Origin of the sequence: Microbacterium sp. CFBP9034 (assembly GCF_034045255.1) — a bacterium.
Lineage (GTDB): Bacteria > Actinomycetota > Actinomycetes > Actinomycetales > Microbacteriaceae > Microbacterium.
This window is the reverse complement of record NZ_JAXCWC010000002.1, coordinates 530525-550308: the sequence shown is the minus strand read 5'-3', so window position 1 is coordinate 550308 and position 19784 is coordinate 530525. Positions and strand designations below refer to the sequence as shown.

13 protein-coding genes are annotated in these 19784 nt (G+C 69.8%); 10 read left to right on the top strand and 3 right to left on the bottom strand.

Features of this window, described 5'->3' with window-relative positions:
• Positions 1 to 79 precede the first annotated feature (79 nt).
• The gene (locus SOM19_RS13750) at positions 80 to 2311 is read left to right on the top strand and encodes a L,D-transpeptidase (RefSeq protein WP_320487164.1); all 2232 of its coding nucleotides are present in this window, start codon (positions 80 to 82) and stop codon (positions 2309 to 2311) included.
• 104 nt (positions 2312 to 2415) lie between these two features.
• Here the strand turns inward: SOM19_RS13750 and SOM19_RS13745 are convergent, their stop codons facing one another.
• Entirely contained in the window at positions 2416 to 4635 is a 2220-nt protein-coding gene (locus SOM19_RS13745; protein WP_320487163.1) for an NADP-dependent isocitrate dehydrogenase, read from the bottom strand.
• Between the two features lie 155 nt (positions 4636 to 4790).
• Between SOM19_RS13745 and SOM19_RS13740 the strand changes: the two genes are divergently transcribed.
• Positions 4791 to 5243: a GNAT family N-acetyltransferase gene (locus SOM19_RS13740; protein WP_320487162.1), complete on the top strand. Its 453-nt coding sequence runs from the start codon at positions 4791 to 4793 to the stop codon at positions 5241 to 5243.
• A gap of 160 nt (positions 5244 to 5403) precedes the next feature.
• On the top strand, positions 5404 to 6369 hold the full coding sequence (locus SOM19_RS13735) for an acetylxylan esterase (protein ID WP_320487161.1): 966 nt from the start codon (positions 5404 to 5406) through the stop codon (positions 6367 to 6369).
• Between the two features lie 298 nt (positions 6370 to 6667).
• On the opposite strand, the gene SOM19_RS13730 is transcribed toward SOM19_RS13735, so the two are convergent.
• Together SOM19_RS13730 and SOM19_RS13725 are read right to left on the bottom strand one after the other, a co-directional pair.
• Positions 6668 to 8809 carry an alpha-galactosidase gene (locus tag SOM19_RS13730; RefSeq protein WP_320487160.1) on the bottom strand — a complete coding sequence of 714 codons (2142 nt, stop codon included), beginning with the start codon at positions 8807 to 8809 and terminating at the stop codon, positions 6668 to 6670.
• Complete coding sequence (locus SOM19_RS13725) at positions 8806 to 9831, bottom strand: LacI family DNA-binding transcriptional regulator (protein ID WP_320487159.1); 1026 nt, start codon at positions 9829 to 9831, stop codon at positions 8806 to 8808. Before SOM19_RS13725 ends, SOM19_RS13730 begins: the two co-directional genes overlap by 4 nt.
• A 290-nt stretch (positions 9832 to 10121) precedes the next feature.
• On the opposite strand from SOM19_RS13725, the gene SOM19_RS13720 reads away from it, so the two are divergent.
• From SOM19_RS13720 to SOM19_RS13690, 7 genes are read left to right on the top strand one after another with little or no spacing between them, the layout of a single operon-like run.
• Entirely contained in the window at positions 10122 to 11438 is a 1317-nt protein-coding gene (locus SOM19_RS13720) for an ABC transporter substrate-binding protein (protein ID WP_320487158.1), read from the top strand.
• Positions 11439 to 11459: 21 nt separating this feature from the next.
• Positions 11460 to 12452, top strand: a complete 993-nt coding sequence (locus tag SOM19_RS13715) for a carbohydrate ABC transporter permease (protein ID WP_320487157.1) — start codon at positions 11460 to 11462, stop codon at positions 12450 to 12452.
• Positions 12449 to 13327 carry a carbohydrate ABC transporter permease gene (locus SOM19_RS13710; protein WP_320487156.1) on the top strand — a complete coding sequence of 293 codons (879 nt, stop codon included), beginning with the start codon at positions 12449 to 12451 and terminating at the stop codon, positions 13325 to 13327. The genes SOM19_RS13715 and SOM19_RS13710 overlap by 4 nt, the downstream gene beginning before the upstream one ends.
• Positions 13324 to 15837 carry a glycoside hydrolase family 2 protein gene (locus SOM19_RS13705; protein ID WP_320487155.1) on the top strand — a complete coding sequence of 838 codons (2514 nt, stop codon included), beginning with the start codon at positions 13324 to 13326 and terminating at the stop codon, positions 15835 to 15837. Before SOM19_RS13710 ends, SOM19_RS13705 begins: the two co-directional genes overlap by 4 nt.
• A complete protein-coding gene (locus SOM19_RS13700; RefSeq protein ID WP_414683656.1) occupies positions 15834 to 16793 on the top strand; it encodes a glycoside hydrolase family 113 in 960 nt (319 codons plus the stop codon). The genes SOM19_RS13705 and SOM19_RS13700 overlap by 4 nt, the downstream gene beginning before the upstream one ends.
• Positions 16790 to 17716: an N-acetylglucosamine kinase gene (locus tag SOM19_RS13695; RefSeq protein WP_320487154.1), complete on the top strand. Its 927-nt coding sequence runs from the start codon at positions 16790 to 16792 to the stop codon at positions 17714 to 17716. The genes SOM19_RS13700 and SOM19_RS13695 overlap by 4 nt, the downstream gene beginning before the upstream one ends.
• Positions 17713 to 19722, top strand: coding sequence for a beta-galactosidase (locus SOM19_RS13690; RefSeq protein WP_320487153.1), 2010 nt, complete (start codon positions 17713 to 17715; stop codon positions 19720 to 19722). The genes SOM19_RS13695 and SOM19_RS13690 overlap by 4 nt, the downstream gene beginning before the upstream one ends.
• Positions 19723 to 19784 lie beyond the last annotated feature (62 nt).

The window sequence follows — 19784 nt, the reverse complement described above, 5'->3', positions numbered from 1 at the left end:
GTGACAAGGTCGTTGCGCACTCATCCAGGCATGTCATTTACGATGAGAGCAACATTGCTCACCGTCGGGGGGTGAAGGCATGACGGATCTGGCGACCAAGCCGGGCGCCGACAAGGCGCAGCCTGACGACGCCGATGGCGTCGACGAGGCCCTGCTCGACGACGGCACCGAAGCTGTCGACGATCCTTCTGCCGACGACTCCCCCACTGACGACGTAGCCGCCGACGACGACGACGAGGTCGACGACGACGCCGGCGAACGATCGGCTCAGGCCGACGAGGTCGAGCCCGGCGAGACTGACGAACCCGCCGAGGGCGACCCGGCAGGCGAGGCCGATGAGGCCGACGAGGTGGAGCCCACCGACGAGGCCGAGCCCACTGATGAGGCTGACTCGGCCGATGATGTCGAGCTCACCGATGAGGCTGACTCCGCCGACGAGGTGGAGCCTGAGGACGAGGTCGAGCCCACTGATGAGGTCGAGCCGGCCGAAGAGGCCGACTCCCCCGACGAGGTCGAGCCCACTGATGAGGCTGACTCGGCTGATGAGGTCGAAAGCGTCCAGTCCGACGAGGCTGACATCGACGAGACCAACGGCGACGTCGTTGAGATCGATGCGGCCGGAACGGACGAGGTCGATCCGGCGGACGACGCCGAGCTCACGGACGACGTCGAGCTGACCGGCGAGGTCGAGCCGGCCGACGAGGTCGAGCCCGAGCCCGCCGAGGAGCTGCTCCCCACCGACGAGACCGAGCCGGCCGGTGTCGCGTCCGTTCCGCTCACCGACCCCGAGCCCGCCGACAGCGTCGCCCCCCCGGTGGTCGACGCGGCCACCGCCGTGCACGACGAAGCCCTGGTCCCTGCTGTTGCTACCCGCGAGCACGTCGACGCTCCCCCCGCTGCCTCCGACGCCGACGCCCCCACTGGTGGCGGACCGGATGCCCCGGCTTACGCGTGGGCGCCGCTCGAACCCCGGCCTCGCAAGAGCCGGAAGCCGCTGTGGATCGGTCTCGGCGCGGGCGTCGTCGCCGCCGGGCTGGTCGCCTCTTCGCTCGTCCTGCTCGCGCCCGGCACGTCGATCGCGGGCGTGCCCGTCGGCTTCCTCACCCAGGCTGCCGCAGCCGAAGCCGTGCAGCAGCGACTCGCCACCACGACCATCGTGCTGACCGGCGCCGGCGGTGACGCCGAGGTGACGGGCGCGGATCTGGGCGCTTCGGTCGATGCGTCAGGTCTCGCCGAGGAGGCCTTCGCCGCGAACCCGATGTGGAACGTGACGGCGTGGTTCCCGGCATCCGTCGACGCACCCGTGCGGATCGACCCGGAAGCCGCCGGCTCGGCGCTGCGCGCTGCAGCCCCCGAGCTCTACACCGATCCGGTCGATGCGACTCTCGCGTTCGACGCCACCTCGGCGTCGTATGTCGCGACTCCCTCCGAAGAGGGCACCGGGATCGATGCCGACGCCGTCCGCCTGGCGCTCCAGGAGGCGTTCGAGTCCGGGCAGACCCGGGTCGAGGTGGAGGCGGCGGCGGTCCCCGTCGAGGCCACCACGCCCACGTATGTCGCCGCGGCCTCTGCCGCGCGACTCAACGGCATCCTCGACAACGCCGGCTTCTACATCGGCGGCGAGCGCACCGTGCCCGTCGATCGGGCGGTCGCGGCATCCTGGCTCACGGTCACCCCCGCCGACCGCGGGACGTTCGAGATCTCGGCCGATGCGTCCGCGATCGACGAGGTCGTCGCGACGCTCCCCGAGGCCGTCGAGCGCGACGTCGTGAACGCGACCGTCGTGACCGACTCCGGGGGCGAAGTCCTCCGCGAGGTGACCGCGGGTGTGAGCGGGCGCACGCTCGGCGCCACCGACAGGATCGCCGAGGAGTTCGCCGCGCAGCTCGCCGCCGGCAATGCGCGGTATGAGCTGCCGGTCGAAGAGACCGCATTCACGACTGCCGCGCTCGAACGACGGATCGAGATCGACCTCGGCGCGCAGATGACGTACCTGTTCGAGAACGACAAGGTCATCGGCTCTTACGCCATCTCGTCCGGTCTGCCCGGCACGCCCACCTTCACGGGCTCATACCGCGTCTTCGCCCACACGAGCATGCAGGACATGGGCTGCTTCAAGGACGCCCCCTACTGCACCGAGGACGTCCCGTGGATCACGTGGTTCAACGGGGACCAGGCACTCCACGGCGCCTACTGGCACAACAACTTCGGCAACCCCATGAGCCACGGCTGCGTGAACATGCCGATCGACATCGCGAAGTTCGTCTACGACTGGTCACCGGTCGGCACCGAGGTGTGGGTGCACGCCTGAGTCGACGCTCTCACCAGGGAGCAGCAGTCGACGGATGCCGCGGCATCCGCTCAGAACGAAGCCCCGTACCCGCTCGCGCGGGACGGGGCTTCGTCGATCCGGGGTCAGCTGAGCGCGTCGATGATCCCGTTGAAGGTCGGCGACGGACGCATGACGTCACGGACGAGCTCGGCGTCGGGGCGGTAGTAGCCGCCGATGTCGACGGGCGCACCCTGCACAGCGATGAGCTCGGCGACGATCTTCTCCTCGTTCGCGGCGAGTTCCTCCGCGACGGGAGCGAAGGCGGCGGCCAGCTCGGCGTCGGCCTGCTGCTGAGCCAGCTCCTGCGCCCAGTACAGGGCAAGGTAGAAGTGGCTGCCCCGGTTGTCGATGGTGCCCAGCGCACGCCCCGGAGACTTGTCGTTCTCGAGGAAGGTGCCGGTGGCGGCATCCAGCGTGTCGGCGAGGACCTGAGCGCGCACGTTGCCCGTGAAGTTCGCGAGGTGCTCGAGCGAGGCCGCGAGCGCGAAGAACTCGCCGAGCGAGTCCCATCGCAGGTAGTCCTCGGCGACGAGCTGCTGCACATGCTTGGGTGCGGACCCGCCTGCGCCGGTCTCGAACAGACCGCCACCCGCGAGCAGCGGCACGATCGAGAGCATCTTGGCGCTGGTGCCCACCTCGAGGATGGGGAACAGGTCGGTGTTGTAGTCGCGGAGCACGTTGCCGGTCACCGAGATGGTGTCCTCGCCCTTGCGGAGCCGGTCGAGCGAGTACTGCGTCGCCGCGGCCGGGGCGAGGATCTCGATCGTGAGGCCGTCGGTGTCGTGGTCGGCGAGATAGGTCTGCACCTTCTCGATGAGCGCCGCATCGTGCGACCGGGCGGCGTCGAGCCAGAAGACGGCGGGGCTCGCGCTCGCGCGGGCGCGGGTGACGGCGAGCTTCACCCAGTCGCGGATCGCGATGTCCTTGGTCTGCGTGGCGCGCCAGATGTCGCCGGGCTGAACGGCGTGCTCGAGGAGGACCTCGCCGGCCTGATTGCGGACCTCGACCACGCCGGGCGCCGAGATCTCGAACGTCTTGTCGTGGCTGCCGTACTCCTCGGCCGCCTGTGCCATGAGGCCGACGTTCGGCACGGAGCCGATCGTCGCGGGGTCGAGCGGGCCGCGGGCGTTCACATCGTCGATGACCGTCTGGAAGACACTCGCGTACGACGAGTCGGGGATGACGGCCAGGGTGTCGTCCTCGCCGCCGTCCACGCCCCAGAGCTTGCCGCCGTTGCGGATCAGCGCGGGCATGGAGGCATCCACGATCACGTCCGAAGGAACGTGGAGGTTCGTGAGCCCCTTGTCGGAGTTGGTGTACGACAGCCGCGGCCCGCGAGCGAGGCCAGCGGAAATCGCCGCGGCGATCTCGTCCCCGCCCTCGACCGACGGGAGGCCGGCGAGGATCGCGCCGAGACCGTCGTTGGGCGTGAGGCCCGCTTCGGCGATCTTGTCGCCGTACTTGTCGAACACCTCGGCGAAGTACGCCTTCACGACGTGGCCGAAGATGATCGGGTCGCTGACCTTCATCATCGTGGCCTTCAGGTGCACCGAGTACAGCACGTCGTCGGCCGCGGCATCGCGGAGCGTCGCCGCGAGGAACTCGTCGAGCGCGGACGCGGAGAGGAAGGTGCTGTCGACGATCTCGCCGGGAAGCACCTTGAGGCCGGTCTTGAGCGCCGTGACGGTTCCGTCCGCGGCCACATGCTGGATCGTCAGCACGTCGTCGCCGTTGATGACGACCGACTTCTCGTTCGACTTGAAGTCGTCGTGGCCCATCGTCGCGACGCGGGTCTTGGAGCCCTCCGCGAACGGCTTGTTGCGGTGGGGGTGCTTGCGGGCGTAGTTCTTCACCGAGAGGGGCGCACGGCGATCGCTGTTGCCCTCGCGCAGAACGGGGTTCACGGCCGACCCCTTGATCCGGTCGTAGCGCGCGCGGATGTCCTTCTCCTCGAGCGTCTGCGGCTCGTCGGGGTAGTCCGGGATGTCGAAGCCCGCCGCCTGCAGCTCGGCGACGGCGCCCTTGAGCTGCGGGATCGACGCGGAGATGTTCGGAAGCTTGATGATGTTCGCCTCGGGCAGCGTGGCGAGTCCGCCGAGTTCGGCGAGAGCGTCGCCGACCTGCTGCTCGGGGGTGAGGTTCTGCGGGAAAGCGGCCAGCACACGCCCCGCGAGGGAGATGTCCCGGGTCTCGATGTGCACCCCCGCCTGGCCGGTGACGGCCTGGACGATCGGCAGGAACGACGCGGTCGCAAGCGCCGGCGCCTCGTCGGTGTAGGTGTAGATGATGGTCGAGTCGGTCACCGGGTTCGTCTCCGTTCAGGTCGTCTTCCCAGACTAACGCACCGGCCCAAAGTATCTCGACGTCAAGATAAATCGCCCCGGCTTCGCGCTCGGCCCGGATGTCATCCTCAGACCCGCGCGTGACCGGGGGCGTCGAATGCGGTTAGCCTGTGCATATGGCTGACCTGCGACTTGTGGAACTGTCCGCCGCGACGATCGTCGCGGTCAACAACCTGTCGCTCAAGCCTGGGCAGGAGCAGTTCCTGGCGCCGGTGAGCTACGGCATCGCGGTGACAGTGGTCAACCCGCAGACGACGTGGCAGCGCGTCGTGCTCGACGGCGACGAGGTCGTCGCATTCGTGAGCGCGAACTTCGACCCCGATGCCCCCCAGGAGCACTTCCAGTCCGTGCTCTGGCGCATCAACGTCGACGCCGACGACCAGGGCCGTGGCGTCGGCCGCTTCGCAGTGCAACAGCTGATCGAAGAGGCCAAGAACCGCGGCCTCGACCGCGTCGCGGTCATCTACGAGGCCGGCGAAGGCGGACCCGAAGCATTTTTCCAGCGTGTGGGCTTCACGCCGGTCGGCGAGACCGAGTACGGTGAAGTGATTGCAGAAGTCCGGCTCTGACCGGCGTCCTCGCGCTTCACCCGAAAACGCATCTGCGACATAGCCCGCCCGGGCTCCTGAGACCGGCGGCGGGGCCTCGAATACCCCTCCCCCATCGAGGCTCCGTCGCCTTCACTCTGCCACCGGGGGCGCCCGCGTCCGTCAGGCTAGGGTGATCGTCGTGCCGCGATTCGATCTGACACCGACCGAGCTCGAGCAGTACCTCCCCGAGGTGCGCGAGCCCGCCGATTTCGACGCTTTCTGGGCCGAGACGCTCGACACCGCTCGTCGCCACGACGGGGCGCCCGAGTTGGTCCCGGTCGACACCCCGCTGCGGCTCGTGGACACCTTCGACCTCACCTTTCCGGGCTTCGCGGGCGATCCGATCCGGGCGTGGCTGACCGTTCCCGCCGGTGCGACCGGCCCGCTCCCCGCCGTCGTCGAGTACAACGGCTACGGCGGCGGGCGGGGACTGCCCGGCGAGCGCCTCGGCTGGGCGACCGCGGGCTATGTGCACCTGCTGATGGACACGCGCGGCCAGGGCTCCATGTGGGGAGCGGCCGGCGCGACAGCCGACCCCCACGGCACCGGACCGTCCGCGAGCGGCTTCATGACGCGCGGCATCGAGGACCCCGAGGACTACTACTACCGCCGGGTGTACACCGACGCCGTCCGCGCGGTCGACGCGGTGCGCGCGCTGCCGCTGGTCGACGCCGAGCGGGTCGCGGTGTGCGGCGGCAGCCAGGGCGGCGGCATCGCTCTGGCTGCAGCGGGCCTGAGCGAGGGACTCGTGGCCGTGATGCCCGACGTGCCGTTCCTGTGCCACTTCGAGCGCGCGGTGGGCCTTACCGACCGCGATCCGTACCAGGAGGTCGTCCGCTACCTTGCGGTCCATCGCGGCGCCGAGGACCGGGTGTTCGAGACGCTGTCGTACTTCGACGGCGCCAACATGGCTCGCCGAGCGGATGGCCCGGCACTGTTCTCCGTCGGCCTGCTCGACCCCATCTGCCCTCCGTCGACGGTGTACGCCGCGTTCAACCGGTACGCAGGCCCCAAGCAGATCGAGGTGTACGCGCACAACGAGCACGAGGGCGGCCAGGCGTACCAGTGGCACGCGCAGGCGCGCTTCCTCGAGTCACTGGTCTAGCCACGGCATCCGCTCCGGATTCGGAGTAGCGCGCCGGATTCGGACCCTCCCCGAGCACAGCACCGATCACGGGCCAGAAGTCCGGATCCGGAGGTACGACATGTACCGGTCTCGCCGCGGCATCCGCTCCGGATTCGGACTATCGCGTCGGCGTGCGGCGTCAGCCGGGCGCGCGCTCGCTGCCCCGCGTCGGAGAATCTCACGGACGTCGGAGGATCGACGGCACATCGTCCGACGGACGGCTCAACCTCCGAGCCGCGAGTCGAGCTGAGGCCGCCCGACACGAAGACAGCCCGGCTCAGACCGCCTCGACGTGCAGCACGAAGGCCTGCACGGGCCACAGGGTCGGGAGCTGCAGGCCGATCCCGGCCAGCACCCCTCCCGGAAGCTCGATCTCCCCGGCGGTGAACCACTCGGGGGCGATCCAGCCGTACTCGGCCGCGCCGATCTCGCGCCGCACCCGGACCCGGTAGCGGCGATGGGCGTCGAGCCACGGCATCCGCAGTCTCTCGGCTCGGGCGTCCTCGAGGCTCGACACCGTCGCGACGACGACCACGCTCGCCTCGTCCGTGACATGTGCGGTGACGCGCCACGCCGGATCCCGCAGGCGCGGATGAGCCACCCGGCCCGCGTGGACCACGGGACGGAGCTCCTTGTAGAGCGCTGCGAACCGCGTGATTGCCGCGGTCTCCTCCTCGGAGCACGACAGGATGTCCCACTCGAAGCCGGCCGAGCCCATCAGGCTCGTCGCCATGCGGTACGACAGAGCCGTCGTGCGCCCGGAACTGTGGGAGGTGGTCGGCCCGACGTGCGCGCCGACGAGCTCGGGCGGCAGCAGGAGCCCGGTCCACCGCTGGATGTCCTGCCTCTCGACCGGATCGTTCGAGTCGCTCGCCCAGACGCGATCCGTGACCTCGAGAATGCCCAGGTCGGAGCGCGCTCCCCCGCTCGAGCACGACTCGATCTCGAGGGACGGATGCCTCTCCTTGAGCGATGCCAGGAGCCGGTAGACCGCGAGCATCTGGCCGTGACCTCCGGGACGCCCGGCGTGGACGCTCTCGACGAGATCGCGGTTGTGGTCCCACTTGATGAAGTCGATGCCGAGCTCGGCGACGAGCGCGTCGATCTGCCCGAACACGTGGGCCCAGGCATCCGGATTCGCCAGATCGATCACGTACTGCCCGCGCCACGACAGGCCCGCATCATGGTCGAGATGGCCCGGGTCGTGCAGCAGCCAATCCGGATGCGCACGGGCGACATCGGAGTCGAGGCTGATCATCTCGGGCTCGAACCAGAGTCCGAACTGCATGCCCAGGTCGCGGACGCGCTGCGCGAGCGGCCCCAGCCCGTCGGGCCACACCGTACGGTCGACGACCCAGTCGCCGAGGCTGGTGCTGTCGTCGCGGCGTCCCTGGAACCAGCCGTCGTCCAGCACGAACCGCTCGATCCCCACCTCGGCGGCCCGGTCCGCCAGTGCGGCGAGCCGCGCCGGGTCGTGGTCGAAGTAGACCGCCTCCCAGGTGTTGAGCACCAGAGGCCGTGGGGTGGACGGATGCTGCGGCCGGGCCCGCATCCACGTGTGCACGCGTGCAGCGAAACCGTCGAGCCCCGCGTCGCTGTGCACGAACGCCGCGCGCGGCGCGCTGTACGACTCCCCCGGTGCGAGCCGGATCTCCCCCGGACGCAGCAGCTCACCGGCGCCGATCAGGGTGACGGCGTCGGTGACGCGGTCGACCCGCTGGGTGAGGTCGGAGGACCACGCCAGATGCACGCCCCACAGGTCGCCGGCGTCCCACTGCGGCTCGCCGATCGATGCGATGGCGGCCACCGGGTTGTCGTGGCCTGGCCTGCCGCGACGGGTCTGGCGCACGGTGGCGCCGGCGGGAATCGGCGTGGTCACCGGGCGCTTCTCACGGGTCCAGCGGCCGTCGAAGGTCAGCAGCGTGTCCGTCGTGCTGGGCACCGGCATGGTGGCCTCGAGCCAGTCGACGTCGATGGGCTCGGCATCCGCTCCGCCATCGTGGGCCAGTCGCTGCTCGACGAAGACGACGCCGCCTGCCTCGAGTGCGACGCGCACCGTGAGGACGAGAGCGGATGACTCATCCCGCGCCCGTGCGATGAGCTCGGTCTCGTCGTGGGCGACGTCGAACACCCGCCAGCGCGCGTGGTGCACGACGCCGGCACGACGCAGCTGCATCCCGGGCCGGCCGGTCCAGCCGTCGCCCTCCTGCGGCGACACCGAGAGCTGCCAGGCAGCGTCGAGGGTGCCCGGCGGGGTCTGCCGGCCGATCGCCGCGGCCACCGCGTCGGCGTCGGATGCCGCGAGGCCCGCGACATCGGACCCCCAGTGCAGCACGTGCGGCAGGCGGTCGCCGCCGTGCGCGATCACGACGGTCACGCCGTCTCGGGTCAGGGTCGCCAGCCGCAGGTTCGGGGTCATGCGGTGATCCTCTCGGAGGGTGGACGCTCGCCGGTGCCGCGCTCGACGATCCACGTCGGCAGCGAGAGCTGGCGCGTGAACCCGGCGGGATCCTTCATCCGCTCGATCGCGAGCTCTGCTGCGGCGCGGCCGAGCTCGAGCGGGTTGTACGTGATCACAGTGACGCCCAGCACGTCGGCGGTGTCGAAGTCGTCGAAGCCCACCAGCGCGGTGCGGCCGTCGTCGGCGCGGTCGCGCAGCACCCGCAGCGCGCCGATGGTCACGCGGTTGTTGCCTGTGATGAGCGCGGTCGGCGCGTCGTCCTGCCCGAGCAGATCGGCGACGAACCGGTCGGCGGGGATGCTGAGGTCGTCGGCGAGGCGCTCCCACCGCGAGGAGTCCACGACGCCGTACGCGGCGAGCGCGTCCCGGTAGCCGCGCAGGCGCTCGGACTGCGTGTAGACGGAGGCGGGGTTGCACACGTAGCCGATGCGACGGTGCCCGCGCTCGAGCAGCCGGGTGGTCGCCTCGAAGACGCCGCGGTGGTTCTCGAGCACGATCGAGTCGGCGACGAGGTTGCGGGCGGGGCGGTCGATCGCGATCACCGGTGTGCCGAGGTGCCGCTCGCCCTCGAGGTAGGACTGGTCGTCGGCCACCGGGATGATCATGAGCGCGCCGAGCCGCTGACCGAGCAGTGCCTCGGCGACGCGCTCCTCGCCCTCGGCCGTGTCGTCGGTGGTCGCGACGACCAGGGAGAACCCGTGAGACGCGAGCTCGCGCTCCATACCGGCGGCGACCTTGTAGTAGAACGGGTTGTTCAGATCGCCCATGATGAACCCGATGGTGTCGGTGGAGCCGCCTCGGCGCAGGCTCCGTGCGATCGGGTTCGGGCGGAACCGCAGGCGCTTCGCCGCGGCCAGCACACGTTCGACGGTCTCCGGCGCGACGAGCTCGCGGTGCGTGAAGACACGCGACACGGTCTTCGAGCTCACGTCGGCGAGCCGTGCGACGTCTTCGAGCGTCGCTCGCTGCTGAACCGTCATCGGCCGCCTCCTCGCTGAGGGACTTCACGCTAGCACCGCCGATGACGAAATGTCTACGTAGGACATTCTCCGGACAAGGAGGGACACGGGGGCCATCCAGCGAAGATTAAATACCAGGTCAAAAGGTGATTTATTCGGGTAAGCGGGTTCCGGACATCGACAGACAGCGTTGACATTTCGTCCTTGCGATAGCGGTCGAGGCGTGCGTAATCTGACCTCGCGACGACCCACGCATGGATGCGGGAGCGACCGCATTGCAGTTCAAGGGCGAATCTGACAAGGAGAATCACATGGCGAAGAAAGCACTCGCGGGCATCGCGCTGCTCGCCACCGCAGCGGTCGCGATCAGCGGCTGTGCGGGAGGCGGCGGCGGCACCGATCCTGAGAACACCATCGACGGCGAGGTGGCGGGCGACATCAAGGTCGTGACCTGGCGCACCGACCTCGTCGAGGACGGCACCTTCGAGAAGTACGCGGAGGAATTCAACAAGAAGTACCCCGACGTGAACGTCACGTTCGAGGGCATCACCGACTACGCCGGCGAGATGCAGACCCGCATGTCGACCTCCAACTATGGCGACGTCATCGGCATCCCGGCGATCCAGCCCGACCAGTACGAGCAGTTCCTCGAGCCCCTGGGCGAGACCGCCGACTTCGCGGAGACCTACCGCTTCCTGCCCGCGGCCAGCTTCGACGGCACGCAGTACGGCATCGCGTTCGGCGGCAACGCCAACGGCGTCGTCTACAACAAGAAGGTCTTCGAAGAGGCCGGGGTCACCACGCTCCCTACCACCGAGGCGGAGTGGCTCGACGCGCTCCAGCAGGTGAAGGACAACACCGACGCGATCCCGCTGTACACGAACTACAAGGACGGCTGGCCGCTCACCCAGAGCTTCGGCAACCTGGGCGTGGTCACGAACGACCCCGACGCTCCGGTGACGATGGCCGAGGACCCCGCGCCGTGGACCGAGGGGACCGACCAGTACGCGATCGACTCGCTGCTGTACGAATCCGTCGCCGCCGGCCTCACCGAGGAGGACCCGCTCACCACGAACTGGGAGCAGTCGAAGGTCGACCTCGGCACCGGCAAGATCGCGGCCATGACGCTCGGATCCTGGGCCATCTCCCAGATGCAGGCGGCCGCGGAGGACAACGGCGCGTCTGCCGAGGACATCGGCTTCATGGCGTTCCCGGCGAACGTGGACGGCACGCAGTACGCCGTCGTCGGAGGCGACTACAACCTTGCGGTGAGCAAGCACTCGAAAGCCAAAGCCGCCGCGTGGGCGTGGATCCAGTGGGCGGTGGAGGACTCGGGTTACACCGAGGCCCAGGGCATGATCTCGCCGGTGATCGCGAAGGAGCTGCCCGGCACTCTGTCGGGGCTGTCCGACGCCGGCGTCGAACTGATGGAGATCAACCCCGCCCCCGCGGGCAAGGAGGGCCTCATCAACGAGGTGGCCGACGACTCGCAGATCGACCTCTACGGACCGCTGTACCGCCAGAAGCTCGTCGACATCGCGCGCGGCGCGGCGGACGGCGACAAGGACAGCTACTTCGCCGAGCTGAACGAGCGCTGGGGCGCTTCGGTCGAGAAGCTCCAGGGCTGAGCGAGAGGACGGCAGAGACACATGGCGATCGCAGCACCAGGCTCGGCACCCGCCGATGCCCCTGCCGTCCTCTCCGCACCCGCACGGTCGGGCCGGTTCCGCGGGGCATCCCGCGGGGCCGGCCGCCCGCGCGGCGGCTCCGCCGGGCGGAGCATCCTGCAGAAGCTCACCCCGTGGCTGTTCCTCGGAACAGCTGTCGGCCTTCTGCTCCTGTTCACCTACTGGCCCGCGGTCAACCTGTTCTACTACAGCGTCACCGACTGGGACGGCATCGACCTGACGAAGAACTTCGTCGGCCTCGACAACTACTTCCGGGTCTTCACCGACCCGAGGATCTTCAGCGTCTTCGCGGTGAGCCTGTACTACTTCATCGCGTCGTTCGTGCAGATGGCGATCGCCCTGTACTTCGCGACGCTGCTCAGCTTCTCGACGCGGTTCCAGAACCTCTTCCGCGGCATCCTGTTCTTCCCCTACCTGATCAACGGGGTCGCGATCGGGTTCGTCTTCCTCTACCTCTTCCAGCCCGGCGGCACGCTCGACACGGCACTCAGCTGGTTCGGCGTGACCGACCCGCCGCAGTGGCTCGGCAATCCCGACGTCGTCAACTGGTCGCTGGCCGGCACGTCGGTCTGGCGCTACACCGGTCTCAACTTCGTGCTCTTCCTCGGTGCTATCCAGTCGATCCCGCATGAGCTGTACGAAGCGGCCGAGCTCGACGGCGCGACCAAGTGGCAGCAGTTCTGGGCGATCATCGTCCCCGGCATCCGTCGCATCATCGGCCTGTCGTTCATCCTCGCCATCGCCGGGAGCCTCAGCGTGTTCGAGGTCCCGTTCATCATGACCGGCGGCGCGAACGGCTCCGCGACCTTCGTCATCCAGACGCTGCAGACGGCCTTCAGCTTCCGGCAGGTCGGGCTCGCGTCCGCGATGGCGGTCGTCCTCCTGGCGATCGTGCTGGTGGTCACGGTGATCCAGCGAATGGTGTTCCCCGACGAGAAGGTGGATCTGACATGACGACCGAGCGCATCAGCATCCGGCAGCCCGTGTCGGGCCGGACGCCGCTCCAGCGGTTCAAGGGCATGAGCGCCACGACCGCCAAGTACACGAGCCTGATCGTCGCGTCGATCGTGACGCTCCTCCCCCTGTCGGTGCTCGTGTTCGCAAGCCTCAAGACGGCGCCCGAGTACGCGCAGTCGGGCCCGTTCGATCCGCCGGAGAACTGGCTCAACTTCGACAACTTCGTCACGGCGTTCACGAGCGGCAAGATGCTCGAGGGATTCGTCAACACGACGATCGTGCTGGTGGTGTCGCTCGCCGGCACCGTCTTCATCGGCACGATGGCGGCCTATGCCCTCGACCGGTTCGCGTTCCGCGGCAAGAAGCTCGTGTTCGGACTGTTCCTCGTCGCGACGCTCATCCCCGGGGTGACGAGCCAGGTCGCGACCTTCCAGCTGATCAACGGACTGGGCCTCTACGACACCAAGGCCGCGCTGATCCTGCTCTTCATGGGCACCGACATCATCGCGATCTACCTGTTCATCCAGTTCATGCAGTCGATCCCCGTCTCACTCGACGAAGCCGCGATGATCGACGGCGCGAACCGCTGGACGATCTACTGGCGGATCATCCTCCCGCTCCTCAAGCCCGCGATCGCCACGGTCGTGATCATCAAGGGCATCGCGGTGTACAACGAGTTCTACGCCCCCTTCCTCTACCTGCCGTCCGAGGGGCTGATCTCCACGTCCCTGTTCCGCTTCAAGGGGCCGTTCGGGGCACAGTGGGAGGTCATCGCGGCCGGCACCGTCGTCGTCATCATCCCCACCCTCATCGCGTTCCTCCTGCTGCAGCGCTGGATCTACAAGGGCCTCACCTCAGGAGCCGTCAAGTGACCGTCACCTCGTCTTTCGCCTCGCCCGTCCTCGACCGGCGGCCCCTCGACTCCGGATGGGAGCTGCGCGTCGGCGCCGGACCCGCCCCCGAGGCGATCGCCCGCGCTGTCGTCCCGGCGACCGTCCCGGGCTGCGTGCACACCGACCTGCTCGCGGCCGGCCTCATCCCCGATCCGTTCCTCGACGACAACGAGTCCGCGCTCGCATGGATCGGGCTGGTCGACTGGGTCTACACGACCCGGTTCGAATGGCGAGCGGGGCCCGCTGCCCCTGCCGCATCCCGCGTCGATCTCGTCTTCGAGAGCCTCGACACCGTCGCGACCATCACCCTCAACGGGCGCGAGCTGGGATCGACGTACAACCAGCACCGCTCCTATCGCTTCGACGTGCGCGACTTCCTCGTCGAGGGAGACAACGAGCTGGTCGTCGGGTTCCGCTCCCCCATCAAGTACGCCAACGAGCAGAGCGTCGCGCTCGGCGTGCGCCAGCGCCCCTACCCGCTGCCCTACGACGCGATCCGCAAATCCGCGTGCAGCTTCGGATGGGACTGGGGCATCGCGACGTACACGAGCGGGATCGTGAAGCCCGCGACGCTCGAGAGCTGGTCGGTCGCGCGACTGGCGCAGGCTCGGATCGTGGCGACACCCGATGGCGACGGCGGTGTCGTCGAGGTCGATGTGACGATCGAGCGGGCCGACGAGGATGGGCCCGCTCCGCTGTTCGTGAGCGTGGCGGTGAGCGGCCCCGGCCTCGGCGAGAGCACTCTCCCGGAGACGACCGTCGAGCTGGAGGGCGATCGCGCACGCGTGCACCTCGCGCTCCCCGCGGTGGAGCGATGGTGGCCGGCGGGCTACGGCGAGCAGCCGCTGTACGTGGTGGAGGTGCGCCTGCACGCCGACGGCGCCGACGACGTGCTCGACAGCCTCCACCGGAGGGTCGGCTTCCGGGACGTCCGCTGGGACACCACGCCCGACGAGGCGGGCACCCCCTTCACGCTCTTCGTCAACGACCAGGCCGTGTTCGTGAAGGGCGCCAACTGGATTCCCGACGACGCCCTCCCGGTGCGGATCACCCGCGACCGGCTGCGCCGGCGCTTCGAGCAGGCGCTCGACGCGAACCTCAACCTCATCCGGGTATGGGGCGGCGGACTGTACGAGTCCGACGACTTCTACGAGCTCGCCGACGAGCTGGGGCTGCTCACCTGGCAGGACTTCCTGTTCGCGTGCGCCGCCTACTCCGAGGAGGAGCCGCTGCGCTCCGAGGTCGAGGCCGAGGCGCGGGAGAACATCGCCCGCCTGTCGCACCACGCCTCGCTCGTGCTGCTCACCGGCAACAACGAGAACCTGTGGGGCTACGAGGACTGGGGCTGGAAGCAGCGCCTCGACGGCAAGACGTGGGGCGCGTACTACTACTACGACCTGTTCCCCGCGCTCATCGCCGAGCTCGCCCCCCACGTTCCGTACGCGCCGGGCAGTCCGTTCAGTCCGCAGGGGCAGCATCCGAACGACGAGGCCCACGGCAGCCAGCACCTGTGGGAGCAGTGGAACCGCCTCGACTGGACGACCTACCGCGATCACCGTCCCCGTTTCCTCGCCGAGTTCGGCTGGCAGGGACCGCCGGCCTGGAGCACCCTGACGCGCTCGATCCACGACGACCCGCTCACCCCGGAGTCGCCGGGCATGATCGTGCATCAGAAGGCGATGGAGGGGAACGTCAAGCTCACCAACGGCCTCATCCCCCACTTCCGGATGCCGGAGGCCATGGAGGACTGGCACTGGGCGATGCAGCTGAACCAGGCGCTGGCCGTGCGCACCGCGCTCGAGCACTTCCGCTCATGGGCGCCGCACACCATGGGTGCCATCGTGTGGCAGCTCAACGACTGCTGGCCGGTCACCTCGTGGGCGGCGATCGACGGCGACGAGCGGCCCAAGCCGCTGTTCCACGCGCTGCGCGCCGCGTTCGCGCCCCGGCTCGTCACCGTCCAGCCCAGGGACGGCGGCCTGGCCGTGATCGTCTCGAACGACACGGCCGAGCCCTGGGAAGGCGACGTCGTGGCGCGCCGGCTCGACTTCGACGGGACCGAGCTCGACGTCTTCTCGCAGCCGGTCGCACTGGCTCCGAGAGAGACGCGCAAGATCGCTCTCCCCGCAGCCGTCGCGACCGCCGACGACCCCTCACGGCAGGTGCTCGTCACGGCCGTGGGAGATGTGCGGGGGCACTGGTTCTTCGCCGAGCCGCGCGACTCCGCCCTCGAGCCCGCGCAGGTCGAGCTCGTGGTCGAGCGCGTCGCCGAGGGCTCGCTCGTCACCGTGAGCGCGTCCGGCCTGGTGCGCGACCTCACGCTGCTCGTCGACAAGGTCGACCCCGACGCCGTCGCGCAGGACGCCCTCCTGACGCTGCTGCCCGGCGAGACCGCGACGATCCTGGTCCGGCACGACGGCGAGCTCGCGGCATCCGCTCTCTCGGATCCCCGGGTGATGCGGACCGCCAACGAACTGGTCGTCAGGTGAGCTCCGTCCTCGAGGGGCCCGTCTGCGGGATGACGTGGGGCTGGGTGGGCACGCGCGGCACGTGGGCGACGCCGGCCGCGGCCGATTCGATGGCCCGGATGCCGGAGCACGGGGTGACCTGGACCGCGATCGCCTACTCGGCGCTGCAGGACACTCCCTTCAGCACCGAGATCCGCTTCCGCGAGGCGCCGACAGTGACCGACGACGAGATCGTGTGGGCCATCCGGGAAGCGAAGTCTCTCGGCATGCGGGTGTGCCTCAAGCCCGTCGTCAATTGCGCCGACGGCACCTGGCGCGCGCACATCGGCTTCTTCGATCAGGATGTGCCGGGCGAGCCGACCTGGACGCAGTGGTTCGCGTCGTACCGCGAGTTCCTCCTCCATGCCGCCGCGATCTCCGAGGCCGAAGGCGTCGACCTGCTCTGCATCGGCTGCGAGATGGTGCGGGCCGACGGGCAGGAACCGCACTGGCGCGCGCTGATCTCCGACATCCGCGGCGTGTACTCGGGACCGCTCACCTACAACTGCGACAAGTACCAGGAGGACCGCCTCACGTGGTGGGACGCGGTCGACGTGATCAGCTCGAGCGGCTACTACCCGATCGACACGTGGGAGGCCCAGCTCGATCGGATCGAGCCCGTCATCGCTGCGCACGGCAAGCCGTTCTTCTTCATGGAAGCGGGCTGCCCCAGCCGGGAAGGCTCCGCTCAGGCGCCGAACGACTGGGCGCTGCCCGGACAGCCGTCGGGCGAAGAGCAGGCGTGGTACTACAGGGTCATGTTCGACGCGTGCGCGCGGCGGCCGTGGGTGGAGGGATTCATGATGTGGGATTGGCCCGCGGAGCTCTACGCCCCCGCCGACGCCGCCGGCAACGACGACTACTGCCCGTACGGCAAGCCTGCGGGCGACCTCATGCGGGCACGTTACGGGCAGCTGCAGCAGGAGTGGTCGCGGTGACGGCGGACGAGGGCGTGCTCGCCATCGATGCAGGACAGACCGGCATCAAGGTGCGCATCCCCACCGCGCAGGGCGTTCGCGACGACGTCTTCCCCGGCATCCGGACGCACGAGCCCCTGCTCCCGCAGCTCGCGGCCGCCGTGCGGACCGCGCTCGACCACGCCGGCGCGACCGTCGCAACGGTCACCGCGGGCGTATCGGGGCTGACGTCACGCGAAGCGGATGCCGCGGCCCTCCTCGCGCGGATCGCCGACCGGGGCGTCCGTGATGTGCGGCTGGCGCACGACTCCACCACGTCTTTCCTCGGAGCCATGGGAGACGGGCGCGGGGCGGTCATCGCCGCGGGCACCGGCGTCGTCACCCTGGCCGTGGGGCCTTCCCGCGTGGCCCGCGTGGACGGCTGGGGCAACCTCATCGGCGACGCCGGGAGCGGGTACTGGATCGGGCGCGAAGCGCTCGACGCCGTGATGCGCTCCTTCGACGGACGCGGCCCCGACACCGGGCTGCGCGAGATCGCGGAGGAGCGCTGGCCGGACCTCACCCAGGCGTACATCAGCCTGCAATCGGGCGAGGACCGGGTGCAGATCATCGCCTCCTTCGCCGAGCACGTCGCTCGCCTCGCGACCGAGGGCGACCCCGTGTCGCAGCACATCACCGTGCGCGCCGGCGGAGAGCTCGCCCACAGCGTGGAGACGGCGCTGCGGCGGGTGCGCGAGGATGACCAGGCGCTCGGCGTGTGCGCGATCGGCGGAGTGTTCCGCTCCGCCCAGCTGCGGGAGGCATTCGTGTCGCACCTGTCGGCGAGCGGACTGGCCTCTCAGCTCGTCGACCCGCTCGGCCACGGCATCGACGGCGCCGTGGCGCTCGGGCAGCTGGCGCCGGGGCATCCGCTCGCCGCCGACGTCTCGATCGCGCACGCATGACCGACACCGGGTCGGGCCTTCCCGCTGCGAGGCCGGGCCTGCTGTTCGGCGGCGACTACAACCCCGAGCAGTGGTCCGAGGACGTGTGGCGCGACGACATCGCGCTGATGACCGAGGCGGGCGTGAACACCGTGACGCTCGGCGTCTTCGCGTGGGGCTTCCTCGAGGTCGACGACGACGTGTGGGAGTGGGACTGGTTCGACCGGATCGTCGGGATGCTGCACGACGCCGGGATCGGGATCGACATGGCCACCCCGACCGCCGCCCCGCCCACGTGGCTGCACCGCGGCCGCCCCGAGATCATCCCGGTCGACCGGCTCGGCATCCGCTTCCACGGCGGCGGCCGGCTCGGCTGGTGCGCGAGCAATCCGGTGTGGCACCGGTACTCGACGCGCATCGCGCACGCCCTCGGCGCGCGGTACGGGGATCATCCGGCCGTGCGGATGTGGCACGTGTCGAACGAGCTCGGCGGCGGGAATCGGCTCTGCTACTGCCACCACTCGTCGGAGGCCTTCCGCGCCTGGTGCGAGGCCCGGTACGAGACGATCGACGCCCTCAACCGCGCCTGGGGCACGGCGGTGTGGGGGCTGCGCTATCGCTCCTTCGCCGACGTCGCCGCCCCGCTCGCCAGCGAGTCGGGCCAGAACCCGTCGATGCTGCTCGCGTTCGACAGGTTCGCCTCGGACGAGCTGCGCGGGCAATTCCGACGGGAGCGCGACGCGCTGCGCGCCGCCGGTGTCACCACGCCGATCACGACGAACCTGATGCTCACCGTGGGCGGGAGCGTCGCGGACTACGCAGACTGGGTGGACGACCTCGATGTCGTCGCCATCGACCACTACACCCGGGCCGCCGACCCGGCGAGGGAACGCGAACTGGCCTTCGTCGCCTCCCGCGCCCGGGGCCTCGACCGCGACCGCCCGTGGCTCCTGATGGAGCACTCGGCCGGGGCCGTGAACTGGCAGCCCCGCAATGCTCCGAAGGCTACCGGCGAGATGATCCGCCACAGCCTGCAGCACGTCGCTCACGGCTCCGACGGCGCGCTCTTCTTCCAGTGGCGGGCGTCGGCCTCCGGCGTGGAGCAGTACCACTCCGGGATGGTGCCCCACGCGGGCCCGGACACCCGGCAGTTCCGCGAGGTGGTGGAGCTCGGGGAGATCCTTTCGCGGGCGTCGGAGGTGGCCGGCTCGCTCGTGGAGCGGTCCCGCGTCGCGATCGTGGCCGATATCCCCGCGAAGTGGGCGTGGGAGCGAGGCCAGAAGCCGCTCCACGACTACCCCGTCGAGCGTGCGGGGCGCCGCTGGCATGAGGCCCTGTCCGAACGCGGGCTTCTCCCCGACGTTGTGCCTCTCCGCGCGGACCTCCCGGCCTACGACCTGCTGATCGTGCCCGGGCTGTACGCGATCTCCGACGACGACGCCACGGCGCTCGCACGCGCGGCGGATGCCGGCGCCACCGTGGTCGTGACCCACCTGTCGGGGATCGCCGACGCCGAGAACCGCGTGCGCACGGGCGGCTACCCGGGGGCCTTCCGGGACCTGCTCGGCGTCTTCGTGGAGGAGCTCGCCCCGCTGCTGTCCGGCGACTCCGTGCGGCTGACGTCGGGCGCGGTCGCCGAGGACTGGACCGAGCGCCTGAGCACGACCGACGCGGAGGTCGTCGACTCCTACGCCGACGGACCCCTCGCCGGCTCGCCCGCCGTCACCCGGCGGCGCGTGGGAGCCGGATCGGCCTGGTACGTCTCGGCCGACATCGAACCGGCAGGGCTCAGCGGGCTCGTCGACGCCGTGGTCGAGGCATCCGGAGTCACGGCGTCGGTTCCGGTCGTCGCCGGGATCGAGGCGGTGCGTCGGGTCGGCGGTGGCCGATCGTGGCTGTTCCTCATCAACCACTCGGGCTCCGACGCGGTGGTGCCCGCCGCCGGGGTCGAGCTCGTGACGGGCGAACCGGTTTCGGGGCTCGTGGCCGTGCCCGCCGGCGGGGTGCGGGTGGTCCGGGAGGGCTGAGCGCGGGTGCGCTGCCGGTCACGGGAGTGAGCCCGTTGGGCCTGCTCCGGGCGCTCGGATTC